This is a genomic window from Sandarakinorhabdus sp. FBCC-B8862 (assembly GCF_059745315.1).
The window spans coordinates 70,428-84,503 of sequence record NZ_CM185574.1; the positions used below are offsets into that span (position 1 = coordinate 70,428).

A 14,076-nucleotide genomic window follows, 5' to 3' on the forward strand; every position below is an offset into this window, starting at 1 on the left:
ATGACGATCATAGCGCCTGAGGTGGGCAAGCACAGCTGGCCGGTGATGGCCCGCCATGCCGAAATGCACGGCCGGCTGGCCGAACTGCTGGGCGATGCATTGATCCATGTGGTCGATCATGCCGGTGAGACCAGCGTGACCGTGGTGCGCGAACGGCTGGTCGACTGCGTGACCGCATTGCGCGATGCCGAGGATTTGCGCTTCAACCAGCTGACCGATATTTGCGGCGCCGATTATCCCGACCGGGCCGAACGGTTCGAGGTGGTGGTGCAGCTGCTGTCGATGGCGAAGAATCTGCGCCTGCGGGTGAAGACATCCACCGACGGCGCCGCCCCGGTGCCCAGCCTGACGGGCGTGTTTGCCAACGCCGGCTGGTATGAGCGCGAGACCTGGGATTGTTTCGGCGTGATGTTTGCCGGCAACCCCGACATGCGCCGCATCCTCACCGATTATGGCTTTGAAGGCCATCCGTTCCGCAAGGATTTCCCGTTGACCGGCCATGTCGAGCTGCGCTGGTCGGAAGAGCACAAGCGCGTGGTCTATGAGCCGGTGCGGCTGGCGCAGGATTTCCGCAGCTTCGATTTCCTCAGCCCCTGGGATGGCACCGATTATGTGCTGCCGGGTGACGAGAAGGCTGGACAATGAGCAGTCTTGGTTCCGCGGGGGCCGCCTGGACGGCCGAAGACACGATCGACGTGCTGCCGGCGAAGGACGGCAACGAGATCCAGAATTACATGATCAACTTCGGGCCCCAGCACCCGGCGGCGCACGGCGTGCTGCGGCTGGTGATGGAGCTGGACGGCGAGATCATCGAGCGGTGTGACCCGCACATCGGCCTGTTGCACCGCGGCACCGAAAAGCTGATCGAATACAAGACCTATCTGCAGGCGCTGCCCTATATGGACCGCCTCGATTATGTGTCGCCGATGTGCATGGAGCACAGCTATGTGCTCGCCGTCGAGAAACTGGCGGGCATCGAGGTGCCGCTGCGGGCCAAGTATATCCGCACCATGTTTGCGGAAATCACCCGCATTCTGAACCACATCCTCAACACCACCGCGCATGCCATGGACGTGGGCGCCATGACGCCGATGCTGTGGCTGTTTGAAGAGCGCGAAAAGCTGATGGAGTTTTACGAGCGGGTGTCGGGCGCGCGTTTCCACGCCGCCTGGTTCCGCCCCGGCGGCGTGCACCAGGATCTGCCGGCCGGGATGCTCGATGATATTGCCGCCTGGTGTGATGGCTTCCCGCGCCTTCTGGATGAATTCCAGGGCCTGGTGGCGGATAACCGCATCTTCAAGCAGCGCAATGTCGATATCGGGGTGATTTCCAAGGACGAAGCCATCAACTGGGGGTTCACCGGGCCGTGCATCCGCGCCAGCGGCGTCGCCTGGGATCTGCGCAAGGCCCAGCCCTATGACGCCTATCACCTGGTCGATTTCAATGTGCCCGTCTCCAACGACGGCGATTGCTATGCCCGCTTCATGGTGCGCATGGAAGAAATGCGCGAGAGCGTGAAGATCATCCGCCAGTGCGTGCGCGACATGCCGGCGGGCCCGCACATCACCGAAAACCGCAAGGTGGCACCGCCGTCACGCCGCGAGATGAAGCGCTCGATGGAGGCGCTGATCCACCATTTCAAGCTCTACACCGAAGGCCTGCACGTGCCGGCCGGCGAAGCCTATGTGGCGACCGAAAGCCCCAAGGGCGAATTCGGGATCTATCTGGTCGCCGATGGCACCAACAAGCCGTGGCGCTGCCATATCCGCGCCACCGGCATGGCGCACCTGCAGGCGATGGATTTCCTGTGCAAGGGCCATCTTCTCGCCGACGCGCCGGCGGTGCTGGGCAGCCTGGACATCGTGTTTGGTGAGGTGGACCGGTGACGAAGCTGGCCATCGCCGAGGCGATGATCGCGCATTACAACGCGCAGGATGCCGATGCCTATGTCGCGCTGATGACCGATAATGCGGTGGAGGCCGGCTATCGCGGGGCGGTGTTGCGCGATGGCAAGGAAGGCGTGCGTTCGGGGCTGAAGGCGATGTTTGCCCAGTTCCCGGAGAACCGTGCCGAAATCATCACCGGCTATGAGCTGGGCCCATTTGCCGTGCTGCACGAGAAGGTGTGGCGCACCGCCGACGGCGCGCCGTTCGAGGTGATGAGCGTTTACAGTTTCGAGGGCGACCTGTGCAATCGCGTGGAGTTCATCCGGTGAGTGCGCCGCAGCCCATATCACTGTCCCACAAGCTGGCGGGTATTTCCGACCATTGGAACCCGCGCATCGTCGCCGGCTACAATGGCAACGAGCTGCGGCTGGTGAAGCTTGCCGGCGACTTCACCTGGCACAGCCACCCCGATACGGACGAGCTGTTCCTGGTGTTGAAGGGCCAGATGCGCATCCTGTTTCGCGACGGCGTGGCCGAACTGGGCGAGGGCGATCTGCTGGTGGTGCCGCGCGGAGTCGAACACTGCCCGCAGGCCGACGCCGAATGCCATGCGCTGCTGATCGATCGCGAAGGCGAGCCCAACACCGGCGACACGCCATCGCACCGCACCCGCACCACCCTGGAACGCGCATGACCGACTTTTCCAACTTCAGCTGGACCGCCGAGAACGCCGCCGAAGCGCAGCGCATCATCGGCCTCTATCCGCCCGGCCGCCAGGCCAGCGCGATCATGCCGTTGCTGTGGCTGGCGCAGTATCAGATGCGCGACGAAACCGGCGTCGCCTGGCTGCCGGTGCCAGTGATCGAGTTTGTCGCCGCCCAAATCGGCATGCCCTATATCCGGGCCTACGAAGTGGCGAGTTTCTACACCATGTACAATCTGAAGCCGATCGGCCGCTATCATGTGCAGGTCTGTGGCACGACGCCGTGCATGCTGCGCGGGTCTGACGACATCATGAAGGCCTGCAAGGACAAGGGCCTGAAGAAATATGGCACCACCGATGACGGCCTGTTCACCCTGACCGAGGTGGAATGCCTGGGCGCCTGCGCCAATGCGCCGATGGTGCAGATCAACGACGAGAATTATGAAGACCTGACCTATGACAGCATGACCGCGATCCTGGAGATGCTGGCGCGGGGCGAGGCGCCGAAGGTGGGCAGCCAGATCGGCCGCACCGCTTCGTGCCCGGAAGGTGGCCCGACGACGCTGAAGGAGATGGTGTGATGCTCGCTGACAAGGATCGCATCTTCACCAACCTCTATGGCTTCCAGCCGTGGACTCTGGATGCCGCGAAGAAGCGCGGCGACTGGGCTGATACCAAGGAGTTGATGAGCGTTGGCCCCGATGCCCTGATCGATGCGGTCAAGGCCAGTGGCCTGCGCGGGCGCGGCGGGGCCGGCTTCCCGACGGGGATGAAGTGGAGCTTCATGCCCAAGACGCCCAATCCCGACCGGCCATCCTATCTGGTGGTCAACGCCGATGAATCCGAGCCCGGCAGCTGCAAGGACCGCGAGATCATCCGCCACGATCCGCACAAATTGATCGAAGGCGCGTTGATCGCCGGCTTTGCCATGCGCGCGCGCGCCGCCTTCATCTATATCCGCGGCGAATATATTGCCGAAGCCAAGGTGCTGATGGCGGCGGTGCAGGAAGCCTATGCCGCCGGCCTGATCGGCAGGAATGCCTGCGGCACCGGCTATGATTTCGATGTCGTCGTCCATCGCGGCGGCGGCGCCTATATCTGCGGCGAAGAAACCGCGATGATCGAAAGCCTGGAAGGCAAGAAGGGCCAGCCGCGCCTGAAGCCGCCGTTCCCGGCCGGCGCCGGCCTGTATGGCAACCCGACCACGGTCAACAATGTCGAGAGCATTGCCGTGGTGCCGACCATCCTCAGGCGCTCGCCCGAATGGTTTGCCGCCATCGGCCGGCCCAAGAACGAAGGCACCAAGCTGTTCCAGATCAGCGGCCATGTGAACCGCCCCTGCGTGGTGGAGGAGGCGATGAGCATCCCCTTCCGCCAGCTGATCGATGAACATTGCGGCGGCATCCGCGGCGGGTGGGACAATCTGCTGGCCGTCATCCCCGGCGGTTCATCAGTGCCGTTGGTGCCGGCACATCAGATCATGGATTGCCCGATGGATTTCGACGCGCTGCGCGATCTGAAATCCGGCCTGGGCACGGCCGCCGTCATCGTGATGGACAAATCGACCGACATCGTGCGGGCGATCGCGCGCCTGAGCTATTTCTACAAGCACGAAAGCTGCGGCCAGTGCACCCCGTGCCGCGAAGGCACCGGCTGGATGTGGCGGGTGATGGAACGGCTGGTGACGGGTGATGCCGAACCGCACGAGATCGACATGCTGCTGGACGTCACCACCCAGGTGGAAGGCCATACCATCTGCGCCCTGGGCGACGCTGCCGCCTGGCCGATCCAGGGCCTGATCCGCCATTTCCGCCCCGAGGTGGAAGCGCGCATTGCCCGGCGCAAGGGCTTTGTGCAGGTGCCAGGGATGGCAGTCGCGGCGGAGTAACCGTCCTCACTGTCATGCTGGCGAAGGCCAGCATGACTGTGCCGCCAGCGCTCTTGTGACTGCCGAATAGTCCCCCGTCCTACGGTGGATGCTGGCCTTCGCCAGCATGACGGGAGAACGGCGGGAAACTACCCTTTCCACTGGCCTTTTCCGGCCCAATCCCCTAATCGGGTCATGCATTTGCAACACGCCAAGCTGAGCCGATAAAAAGCCAATGGAATCAACCATTCAGCCACCCGCCGGGGCACCCGATATCCAGCCGGTCTCCATCGTCACGGAGATGCGGACGAGTTTCCTCGATTATGCCATGTCGGTCATCGTGGCGCGCGCGCTGCCGGATGTGCGCGATGGCCTGAAACCGGTGCACCGGCGCATCCTGTGGGGCAGCCACGAAAACGGCTTCACCCACAACAAGCCATATCGCAAATCGGCCCGCATCGTTGGCGACGTGATGGGCAAATATCACCCGCATGGCGACAGCGCGATCTATGACGCCCTGGCGCGCATGACCCAGGATTGGTCGATGCGGCTGCCGTTGATCGACGGGCAGGGCAATTTCGGCTCGATGGACCCGGATGCCCCGGCCGCCATGCGGTACACCGAAGCCCGACTGGCAAAATCGGCCGATGCCCTGCTCGCCGATATCGACAAGGACACGGTGGATTTCGTCCCCAATTATGACGGGTCCGAACATGAACCGTCGGTGTTGCCGGCGCGCTTCCCCAATCTGCTGGTCAATGGCGCCGGCGGCATTGCCGTGGGCATGGCCACCAACATCCCACCGCACAATCTGAGCGAGGTGGTGGATGCGGTGCGCGCCTATCTCGATGATCCGTTGATCACGGTGGAAGGGTTGATGGCGCACGTGCCGGCGCCCGATTTTCCCACCGGTGGCCTGATCCTGGGATCGAGCCAGCTGCGCGCCGCCTATGAGACCGGGCGCGGTTCGATCCGCCTGCGTGCCCGCCACGAGATCGAGGAGGGCCGCGGCGACAAGCGCGCCATCGTGCTGACCGAAATTCCCTATCAGCAGGGCAAGAACGCGCTGGTGGAGAAGATCGCTGAGGCGGTGAAGGACAAGCGCATCGAGGGTGTGTCTGATCTGCGCGACGAGAGCAACCGCGAGGGCGTGCGCATCGTGCTGGATCTGAAGCGCGACGCAACGCCTGATGTGGTGCTGAACCAGCTGTGGCGTTACACCCCGGCGCAGCAGAGCTTTGCCATCAACATGCTGGCCATCCGCGGCGGCCGGCCGGAGCTGATGGGCCTGAAGGACGTCATCAGCGCCTTCGTGGAATTCCGCGAAACGGTGATCACCCGCCGGTCCAAGCATGAGCTGATGAAGGCGCGGGAACGCGCGCATCTGTTGATCGGCCTGGTCATCGCGGTGGCCAATCTGGACGAGGTGGTGCGCATCATCCGCGCCAGCGCCAGCCCGGCCGACGCCCGCGAAACCCTGATGGCGCGGGATTGGGATGCGGCCGAAATCCGCCCCTATCTGGCGCTGGTGGAAGCCGGCACGGTGGATGCGGATGCACCCTCCATCCGCCTGACCGAGGCCCAGGTGCGCGCGATCCTGGACCTGCGCCTGCAGAAGCTGACGGCGCTGGGCCGCGATGAAATCGGCAATGAACTGAAGGAACTGGCCGACAGCATCGCCGATCTGCTGGATATCCTGACCAGCCGGGTGCGGCTGCGCAGCGTGTTGCGTGCCGAGCTCGATGCGGTGTCGGACGAGTTCCAGTCCAAGCGCCGCACCGAGATCGTGACGGCGCATGACGATATCGACGACGAGGATCTGATCGAACGCGAGGACATGGTGGTGACCGTGACCCGCGACGGCTGGATAAAGCGCGTGGCGCTGGCCGAGTATCGGGCGCAAGGGCGCGGCGGCAAGGGCCGCAACGCCATGGGCACCAAGGATGAGGATGCGGTGACAACGCTGTTTGTCACCTCCACCCACAATCCGGTGCTGTTCTTCTCCACCGCCGGCAAGGTCTATCGCCTGAAGGTGTGGCGCCTGCCGCAGGGCAGCCCGCAGGCCAAGGGCAAGCCGATCAACAATCTGCTGCCGCTGGCCGACGGCGAAACCATCATCACCACGCTTGCCCTGCCGGAGGATGAGGCCGAATGGGGCCGGCTGCACGTGATGTTCGCCACCGCCCATGGCAGCGTGCGCCGCAACGCCATGGATGCCTTCACCAGCGTGCCCACCGCCGGCAAGCTCGCCATCCGGTTCGAGGATGGCGATGACGACCGGCTGATCGGCGTGGCGCTGTGCGATGCCGCCGACGATGTGTTCCTGGCCGCCAGGAGCGGCAAGGCCATCCGCTTTGCCGTGGATGATGTGCGTGAGTTCGTGTCACGCACCTCCACCGGGGTGCGCGGCATGACGCTGGCCGACGGGGACGAAGTTGTCTCCATGGCCATTCTGAAGGGCTTTGAGGCCAGCACCGAGGAGCGGGAGGATTATCTGAAGGCGGCGGCCTGGAAGAGCGATCCGGGTGAGCGCATCCTGTCGGAAACCCGCATGGGCCAGTTCGCGGCGGCCGAGGAGTTCATCCTCACCATCACCGCCAATGGGTTTGGCAAGCGCAGCTCGGCCTTTGAATATCGCCAGTCGGGCCGCGGCGGGCAGGGCATCCGCAACATTGGCGAGAATGATCGCAACGGCGATGTGGTCGCCAGCTTCACCGCGCACGATGATGATGATGTGATGCTGGTCACCGATCAGGCCAAGCTGATCCGCATCCGCGCCGCCGATATCCGCATCATGGGCCGTGCCACCAACGGCGTCACCCTGTTCAAGGTGGCCGATGATGAGCATGTGGTTTCGGCCGCGCTGATCCCGGCCGATGGTGAGGACGCAGGCGATGCCCCGGCGGGCGAAGCTGCCTGATTGTTGGGGTGCCTGATTATTGCCCGTGCGCGGCCTTGGCCAGCAGGCCGCGCGCCACGCCCAGTGTGATCAGCCACTGCCCGCTGAAATAGCTGGCCCACACCAGCGCGCCATCAACCAGCGGATCGATCAGCGTCACATCGCCCATGCGCAGCACCAGCAGCGTGTCTGATGCGATGAACAGCAGCGCGCCAATGGCGGCCAGGCGCGGAAAGCGGCTGAGCCACAAGGTGGCCGCCATGGCACAGAGCAGCAGCGCATAGACCAATGTCGCGCCAAAGCCCTGCCCCGGCGGGGTGAGCAGCACCGGCATCGCCAGACCATAGGCCATCAAGGCCGCCATCACGATCAGATCGCCGATGGCGGCATCCCGCCGGTGGCGCAGATAAAAGATGATGGCAGTGGCATGACCCAGCGCAAAACAGGCCGCGCCGGCGATGAACAGGCCGGGAATGGCCAGCAGCATGTCGCCGCTGGCACCCAGCAGCATGATCAGCACCAGCCACCCCGATCCGGCGCAGCGCAATTGCAGCGCCGATCCGGCCAGCAGCAGCACGCCGCTGCCCTTCAGCAGCACATGCGCCGGCCCGGTGGTGAGCGGGCCCAGCAGCAGATAGGCAAGGCCCGCCAGGCCCGCCATTGCCAGCACCGCCCGGAACCGGATGGGCAGGCCGGTGCTGCCATCGATCGAAAGGAGGGCTGTCATGTTAACCATTGTCGGCGTTTGGGGGGTGAACGGCAAGGCTGCATCCCGTCTCTCACCGATTGTTCATATTGGCGGCGCTACACGCCGGCGCCATCGATGCGTGTGACCGGTTGACGCGGCAAGAGTCGCGGCTTAGCCCAAGGCAACTTGCTTGAGGGAGGCATGAATGAGGATACTGACGACTGCGCTGGCGATTGCCTTGATGGCCGGCACCACCCTGGGTGCGGCCGCGCCGGCCTTGGCCCAGAAAAAGGATGAAAAGGGCAAGCCGCAGCCGCCGGCGCCGCCCAAGTTGTCCAAGCCGATCATGGCCGTGGTGATCGCCGTGCAGAAGCTGCAGCAGGCCGGTGATCATCCCGGCGCGCTGGCCAAGCTGGCCGAAGCCGCCGCCGTGCCGCGCACCGAAAAGGATGACGCGCTGATCATGGCCAAGCTGAAGCTGTTTTCGGCGCAGACGCTGAAGGACAATGCCAAGTTGGAAGAAGGCCTGACTGAAGCGGCTGAAGCCCCCAGCATCACGCCCGAGGAAAAGGTCACCTTTTCCAAGTTCATCGCTGGCCTCGCCAGCAACCGCAAGGATTATGGCAAGGCCTGGACCTGGTATGATTTCTACCTTGCTGCCAAGCCGGACGATGTGGATGTCACGGTGCAGGCTGCCAGCGTGGCCGCCGCGCTGAAGCAGCCGGCCCGCGTCTATGATCTGCTCACCAAGGCCATCGACCTGCGCGAAGCCAAGGGCGAGACCGGCGACCGCAGCTGGTATGAATTCCGCGCCCAGACCACCATCGACAACAAGATGGACGACAAGCTGCTGCCGTCGCTGCTGGGCTGGGTGAAGGCCTTTCCGGAGCCCAAGAGCTACAACCTCGCCATCGAGCTGGTGAAGCAGCGCCAGGGCAATCTGGACAACAATGTGCTGATCGATTTCGGCCGGTTGATGGCCGCGGCCGGCGCGCTCACCACCGCCAACAATTATCTGGAATATGCCGATGCGGCACTGGATCGCGGCATGCCGAACGAAGCGGAACAGGTGCTGAAGGAAGCGATTGCCAAGCAGCTGCTGGATCCCGCCAAGCAGAATATCAAGGAATTCGTGGCCCAGGCCGCCAGCAAGAATATCGAAAGCAAGGCGGGCCTGGCCGCGCTGGAAAAGGATGCCAAGACCAGCCCGCGCCTGGCGCTGGTGGTGGCCGATACCCATGCCAACCTGAAGCAGTATGACAAGGCGGTGGGCTTCTACAAAGGCCTGATTGGCAACGCCATGATCGATCAGGACACGGTGAACCTGCGCCTTGCTTTTGCCCTGAAGGGCATGGGCGACACCGCCGGTGCCAAGGCGGCGCTGGCCAATGTGAAGGCCGGCCCGCGCGCCATCATTGCCAAGTTCATGGAAGTGGTGATCGGCGACGCCGCCTGATCGGCCACCGCACGTGACACGGGAGCGCGCCGCACGCCATCGTGCGGCGCGCTCTTTTCATGTGCGCGCCTTGCCCCTATAGACGCGCACCCTTTTTCGCAGCCCGCCCGCCACGGAGTCGTTCATGCCCATTCGTCCGGAACCCCGCCTTGGCCTCACCTTCGATGATGTGCTGCTGGTGCCGGCCGCGTCGGCGGTGCTGCCGAGCATGGCCGACACCTCAACCTTCGTCACCCGCAGCATCCGGCTGAACATCCCGATGCTGTCGGCGGCGATGGACACGGTGACCGAAGGCAGCATGGCGATTGCCATGGCCCAGATGGGCGGCCTCGGCGTGCTGCACCGCAATCTCACCGTGGAGCAGCAGGCGCTGGCCGTGCGGCAAGTGAAGCGGTTTGAAAGCGGCATGGTGGTGAACCCGGTGACGCTGACTCCGGATCAGACGCTGGGCGATGCCCGCGCCCTGATGGCCAGCCACGGCATTTCGGGCTTTCCGGTGGTGGAAAAGGTTGGCCCCGATGGCGCGCCGGGGAAATTGGTCGGCATCGTCACCAACCGCGATCTGCGCTTTGCCGAAAATGATGGCCAGCCGATTGCCGAGCTGATGACGCGGGACAATCTGGTGACGGTGCGCCAGGGCGTGACCGAAGCCGAAGCCCGCCGCCTGCTGCACAGCCACCGCATCGAAAAGCTGCTGGTGGTGGATGATGCCGGCCATTGCATCGGCCTCATCACCATGAAGGATATCGTGCGCGCGGTGAACCATCCCGACGCCACCAAGGATGCCGCCGGCCGCCTGCGCGTCGCTGCCGCCACCACCGTGGGCGATGCCGGGTTCGAGCGCACCGAAGCGCTGCTGGATGCCGAATGCGATCTGATCGTGGTGGACACCGCCCATGGCCACAGCGACCGCGTGGCCGAGGCCGTCAACCGCATCAAGAAGTTGAGCAACAATGCCCAGGTGATCGCCGGCAATGTGGCCACCGCATCGGCCGCCATGGCGTTGATCGACGCTGGCGCCGATGGCATCAAGGTGGGCATCGGCCCCGGCTCCATCTGCACCACCCGCGTGGTCGCCGGGGTGGGCGTGCCGCAGCTGACGGCGGTGATGGACACCGCCGAAGCCGCCTGGAAACAGAATATCCCGGTGATCGCCGATGGCGGCCTCAGGACCAGCGGCGATGTTGCCAAGGCGTTGGCCGCTGGCGCCAGCGCGGTGATGGTCGGCAGCCTGCTGGCCGGCACCGAGGAAGCGCCGGGCGAGACCTTCCTGTGGCAGGGCCGCACCTACAAGGCCTATCGCGGCATGGGCAGCGTCGGCGCGATGGCGCGTGGCAGTGCCGACCGTTATTTCCAGCAGGACATCAAGGATCAGCTGAAGCTGGTGCCGGAAGGCATCGAAGGCCAGGTGCCCTACAAGGGCCCGGTCGCCAATGTGCTGCACCAGCTGGTCGGCGGCGTGAAGGCGGCCATGGGTTATACCGGTTCGCCCACGCTGGCCGATTTCCGGGAGCGGGCCGAGTTCATCCGCATCACCAACGCTGGCCTGAAGGAAAGCCACGTGCACGACGTGACGATCACCCGTGAGGCCCCCAATTATCCGACCGGCGGGTGACGCCGGCAGCGCGGTTGCAGGCCGCCATCGAGATACTGGACCAGGTGATTGCCGCTGCCCGTGATGGCGGGGCTGCGGCCGACACCATCATCCAGCGCTATTTCAGCACCCGGCGCTATGCCGGATCGAAGGACCGGCGGGCGGTGCGCGATCTGGTGTTCGCCGTGGTGCGATCGCTGGGCGAACGGCCGGTCAGTGGCCGGGCCGCGGTCATCGGCCATGCCCGTGCCCATGATCCGGCCCTGCTGGCGCTGTTCGGTGCCGCCGGCCACGCGCCGCCGCCGCTGGTGCATGGCGAGCCGGCGGCCAGCACCGGCCTGGCGCCGGCCTGGCTGGAGCGCATGTTGATCGAACGCTTTGGTGATGATGCAGAACGGCAGGCGCGGGCACTGCTGGAACGCGCCCCGCTCGACGTGCGGGTGAATGGCCTGAAGGCAAGGCGGGATGACGTGCTTGCCGCCCACCCCGATTGGGCCGCGCTGCCTTCCACCCGCCATGGCGTGCGCCTGCCACCCGGCACCAATGTCGAGACGCTGCCCGACTTTGCCGAGGGCCGGATCGAGGTGCAGGACGAAGGCAGCCAGATCGCCGCAGCAGCGCTGGCGGTGCGCCCCGGCGAGACGGTGGTGGATCTGTGCGCCGGGGCCGGGGGCAAGACGCTGGCGCTGGCGGCGGACATGATGGGGCAGGGGCGCCTGATCGCCTGCGACACCGATCGCGCCCGCCTGCAGCAATTGCCACCGCGCAGCGAACGGGCCGGCGCGGCGGTGGAAAGCCGCCTGCTCAACCCCGGTGCCGAAGCGCAGGCCCTGGCCGATCTGTTGGGCGCCTGCGATGCCGTGCTGATCGATGCGCCCTGTTCGGGCAGCGGCACCTGGCGGCGCAACCCGGAAAGCCGCTGGCGGCTGACGCCGGACCGGCTCGCCCGGCTGGTGGCAACACAGGCCATGCTGATCCGGCTGGGCACCGCGCTGCTCAAACCCGGTGGCCGGCTGGTTTACATCGTCTGCTCGCTGCTGCCGGCGGAAGGCGAGGCGCAGCTGGCCGACACGCCGGGCCTGGCGCCGTGGACCAGCCGGGTCCTGACGCCCGCCGATGATGGCTGCGACGGCTTTTTCATCGCACAGTCATCCCGGCTCTGATATTGGCAGGGCATGATGATGCGCTCTGCTCTGCTTTCCCTCGCCCTGGTTTTGGCCGCCCCGGCAGCGGCGGTGGGCCGTGATGACCAGTTGAAGCCTGCCTCCACCCAGTTTGCCGCCGCCGGCCAGGCTGCACTGGCCGCCGGCAAGGCGCAGGACGCCATCGACAGTTTCGAGGCCGCGCTGGCGGTGGACCCGCGCAATGTCACCGCCTTTGCCGGCATTGCATCGGCCTACGAAAAGCTCGGTCTGCCGGGCAAGGCAGTCAAATATTATCGTGAGGCCCTCGCGCTCAACCCGTCCGACATTGGCTCGCTGGAAGGGCAGGGCCGGGCGCTGGTGGCGCGGGGCGCGACGGCGCGGGCGCAGATCAACCTCGCCCGCATCAAGGCGCTGTGCAAGGCCGATTGCAGCGCGGCGGCGCGACTGGAAGGCGTGATCGGCAAGGCGGCGCAGCAGACGGCCGCCGCCACCCCCAAGGCCGCCCCGGCCCAGAATTGAGGCGACTCAGCCGGCCAGCGATTTGGTGAAGATCACCTTGCCCTCGCCGGGCTGATAGAAATCGGCGATGCGGCCGGTTTCGCGATAGCCGACATGGGCATAGAAGCGGCGGGTGCGGGCAAACGCCGGCAGGTCTGACGTTTCGACCAGCAGCAGATGCGCGGCGGCGCCGCGCAAATCAGCCTCCACCCGCGCCAACAGCGCGGCCCCCAGGCCCTGGCCATGGCAATCGGCGGCAACCGCCAGCAGCAGATTGTTCCAGGTTCCGCTCGTCATGCGTTCGGGTGCGGCATAGAGCAGGCCCTTCACGCCATCGCGCTCGGCCACCAGCCAGATCTCGCCGGATGTGGGCGTGGCGAGGAAGGGGGCGGCCATGTCGGCCAGCATTTCGGAGGGAAACAGGCCGACACTGTCGATGATGGCGCGGGCGGCGGCCAGGTCGCCCGCTTGCAATGGTCTGATCATGGTCGGAAATTTCGTGCTGCGGTGCCAAAAGGTTACAGCCGCGCCGCCGCCCGGGCAAAGGCTGCCACCGGCACGGTTTCGGCGCGGGCTTCGGGCTTGATGCCCTCGGCCTCCATCGCCTCCAGCGCGCCCGGCAGGCCCTTCAGGCTGGCACGCAGCATCTTGCGGCGCTGGCCAAAGGCAGCAGCCGTCAATGCGGCCAGCTTGGCCGGCTGTGCACTGCTCATCGGTGTGGCCGGCACCAGGTGCACCACCGCCGATTCGACCTTGGGCGCTGGCACAAAGGCCCGCGCCGGCACGGTGAGCGCAATCCGCGGCGTGGACCGCCACTGCGCCAGCACGGCAAGCCGGCCATAGGCGGCACTGCCCGGCTGGGCGGTGATGCGCTGCGCCACCTCCTTCTGGAACATCAGGGTCAGGCTGGCCCACCACGGCGGCCATAGCGGTCCGTCAAGCCAGCCGGTGAACAGCGCGGTGCCGATGTTATAAGGCAGGTTGGCCACGATATGCGCGCCGGGGCCCGCCAGCGCTTCCGGGTCCACCGCCATGGCATCGCCGGCCACCACCTGCAGCCGTCCATCGGCGGCGGCCGCGAGTTCCGCCAGCGCCGGCAGCGCGCGGTCATCCCGCTCCACCGCCACCACATGCGCGCCGGCCCTGAGCAGCGCGCGGGTCAGCCCGCCGGGGCCGGGGCCAACTTCATAAACACGGGCGCCGGCCAGATCGCCGGGCACCCGGGCAATCCGGTCGAGCAGATTGGTGTCGGTGAGGAAATTCTGGCCGAGCGATTTCTTGGCGTTGAGCCCGTGCGCCGCGATCACCTCACGCAGGGGGGGCAGGTCGGCCAATGCCAT

Annotated in this window: 14 protein-coding genes; 11 read left to right on the plus strand and 3 right to left on the minus strand. The window is 65.7% G+C overall.

Annotated elements, in window-relative coordinates; genetic code table 11:
- From AC6BOR_RS00420 to gyrA, 7 genes are all read left to right on the plus strand, one after another.
- Entirely contained in the window at window positions 1-645 is a 645-nt protein-coding gene (locus tag AC6BOR_RS00420; RefSeq protein WP_498059278.1) for an NADH-quinone oxidoreductase subunit C, read from the plus strand.
- On the plus strand, window positions 642-1,886 hold the full coding sequence (locus AC6BOR_RS00425) for an NADH-quinone oxidoreductase subunit D (RefSeq protein ID WP_498059279.1): 1,245 nt from the start codon (window positions 642-644) through the stop codon (window positions 1,884-1,886). Before AC6BOR_RS00420 ends, AC6BOR_RS00425 begins: the two co-directional genes overlap by 4 nt.
- Complete coding sequence (locus tag AC6BOR_RS00430; protein WP_498059280.1) at window positions 1,883-2,215, plus strand: nuclear transport factor 2 family protein; 333 nt, start codon at window positions 1,883-1,885, stop codon at window positions 2,213-2,215. The genes AC6BOR_RS00425 and AC6BOR_RS00430 overlap by 4 nt, the downstream gene beginning before the upstream one ends.
- Window positions 2,212-2,580: a cupin domain-containing protein gene (locus AC6BOR_RS00435; RefSeq protein ID WP_498059281.1), complete on the plus strand. Its 369-nt coding sequence runs from the start codon at window positions 2,212-2,214 to the stop codon at window positions 2,578-2,580. Before AC6BOR_RS00430 ends, AC6BOR_RS00435 begins: the two co-directional genes overlap by 4 nt.
- Window positions 2,577-3,170 carry an NADH-quinone oxidoreductase subunit NuoE gene (gene nuoE / locus AC6BOR_RS00440; protein ID WP_498059282.1) on the plus strand — a complete coding sequence of 198 codons (594 nt, stop codon included), beginning with the start codon at window positions 2,577-2,579 and terminating at the stop codon, window positions 3,168-3,170. Before AC6BOR_RS00435 ends, nuoE begins: the two co-directional genes overlap by 4 nt.
- Window positions 3,170-4,477, plus strand: coding sequence for an NADH-quinone oxidoreductase subunit NuoF (gene nuoF / locus AC6BOR_RS00445; protein ID WP_498059283.1), 1,308 nt, complete (start codon window positions 3,170-3,172; stop codon window positions 4,475-4,477). The genes nuoE and nuoF overlap by 1 nt, the downstream gene beginning before the upstream one ends.
- A gap of 214 nt (window positions 4,478-4,691) precedes the next feature.
- Entirely contained in the window at window positions 4,692-7,376 is a 2,685-nt protein-coding gene (gene gyrA / locus AC6BOR_RS00450) for a DNA gyrase subunit A (protein ID WP_498059284.1), read from the plus strand.
- 16 nt (window positions 7,377-7,392) lie between these two features.
- Here gyrA and AC6BOR_RS00455 read toward each other — a convergent pair whose 3' ends face one another.
- On the minus strand, window positions 7,393-8,082 hold the full coding sequence (locus AC6BOR_RS00455; RefSeq protein ID WP_498059285.1) for a lysoplasmalogenase family protein: 690 nt from the start codon (window positions 8,080-8,082) through the stop codon (window positions 7,393-7,395).
- Window positions 8,083-8,248: 166 nt separating this feature from the next.
- On the opposite strand from AC6BOR_RS00455, the gene AC6BOR_RS00460 reads away from it, so the two are divergent.
- The 4 genes from AC6BOR_RS00460 (at window position 8,249) to AC6BOR_RS00475 (ending at window position 12,757) form a co-directional block, all read left to right on the plus strand.
- Complete coding sequence (locus tag AC6BOR_RS00460; RefSeq protein WP_498059286.1) at window positions 8,249-9,499, plus strand: hypothetical protein; 1,251 nt, start codon at window positions 8,249-8,251, stop codon at window positions 9,497-9,499.
- 124 nt (window positions 9,500-9,623) lie between these two features.
- The gene (gene guaB / locus AC6BOR_RS00465) at window positions 9,624-11,114 is read left to right on the plus strand and encodes an IMP dehydrogenase (protein ID WP_094474050.1); all 1,491 of its coding nucleotides are present in this window, start codon (window positions 9,624-9,626) and stop codon (window positions 11,112-11,114) included.
- On the plus strand, window positions 11,111-12,256 hold the full coding sequence (locus tag AC6BOR_RS00470) for an RsmB/NOP family class I SAM-dependent RNA methyltransferase (protein WP_498059287.1): 1,146 nt from the start codon (window positions 11,111-11,113) through the stop codon (window positions 12,254-12,256). Before guaB ends, AC6BOR_RS00470 begins: the two co-directional genes overlap by 4 nt.
- Window positions 12,257-12,268: 12 nt before the next feature.
- A complete protein-coding gene (locus AC6BOR_RS00475) occupies window positions 12,269-12,757 on the plus strand; it encodes a tetratricopeptide repeat protein (protein ID WP_498059288.1) in 489 nt (162 codons plus the stop codon).
- Between the two features lie 6 nt (window positions 12,758-12,763).
- On the opposite strand, the gene AC6BOR_RS00480 is transcribed toward AC6BOR_RS00475, so the two are convergent.
- Window positions 12,764-13,222 carry a GNAT family N-acetyltransferase gene (locus AC6BOR_RS00480; protein ID WP_498059289.1) on the minus strand — a complete coding sequence of 153 codons (459 nt, stop codon included), beginning with the start codon at window positions 13,220-13,222 and terminating at the stop codon, window positions 12,764-12,766.
- A 32-nt stretch (window positions 13,223-13,254) separates the two neighbouring features.
- The gene (rsmA, locus tag AC6BOR_RS00485; protein WP_498059290.1) at window positions 13,255-14,076 is read right to left on the minus strand and encodes a 16S rRNA (adenine(1518)-N(6)/adenine(1519)-N(6))-dimethyltransferase RsmA; all 822 of its coding nucleotides are present in this window, start codon (window positions 14,074-14,076) and stop codon (window positions 13,255-13,257) included.

Excerpts from the sequence above, each read along its gene's own strand:
- AC6BOR_RS00455 (WP_498059285.1), bottom strand. The coding sequence starts at position 8,082 with ATGACAGCCCTCCTTTCGATCGATGGCAGCACCGGCCTGCCCATCCGG.
- rsmA (WP_498059290.1), bottom strand. The coding sequence starts at position 14,076 with ATGGCATTGGCCGACCTGCCCCCCCTGCGTGAGGTGATCGCGGCGCAC.
- AC6BOR_RS00480 (WP_498059289.1), bottom strand. The coding sequence starts at position 13,222 with ATGATCAGACCATTGCAAGCGGGCGACCTGGCCGCCGCCCGCGCCATC.
- AC6BOR_RS00420 (WP_498059278.1), top strand. The coding sequence starts at position 1 with ATGACGATCATAGCGCCTGAGGTGGGCAAGCACAGCTGGCCGGTGATG.
- AC6BOR_RS00460 (WP_498059286.1), top strand. The coding sequence starts at position 8,249 with ATGAGGATACTGACGACTGCGCTGGCGATTGCCTTGATGGCCGGCACC.
- nuoF (WP_498059283.1), top strand. The coding sequence starts at position 3,170 with ATGCTCGCTGACAAGGATCGCATCTTCACCAACCTCTATGGCTTCCAG.
- gyrA (WP_498059284.1), top strand. The coding sequence starts at position 4,692 with ATGGAATCAACCATTCAGCCACCCGCCGGGGCACCCGATATCCAGCCG.
- AC6BOR_RS00425 (WP_498059279.1), top strand. The coding sequence starts at position 642 with ATGAGCAGTCTTGGTTCCGCGGGGGCCGCCTGGACGGCCGAAGACACG.
- AC6BOR_RS00475 (WP_498059288.1), top strand. The coding sequence starts at position 12,269 with ATGATGATGCGCTCTGCTCTGCTTTCCCTCGCCCTGGTTTTGGCCGCC.
- nuoE (WP_498059282.1), top strand. The coding sequence starts at position 2,577 with ATGACCGACTTTTCCAACTTCAGCTGGACCGCCGAGAACGCCGCCGAA.
- guaB (WP_094474050.1), top strand. The coding sequence starts at position 9,624 with ATGCCCATTCGTCCGGAACCCCGCCTTGGCCTCACCTTCGATGATGTG.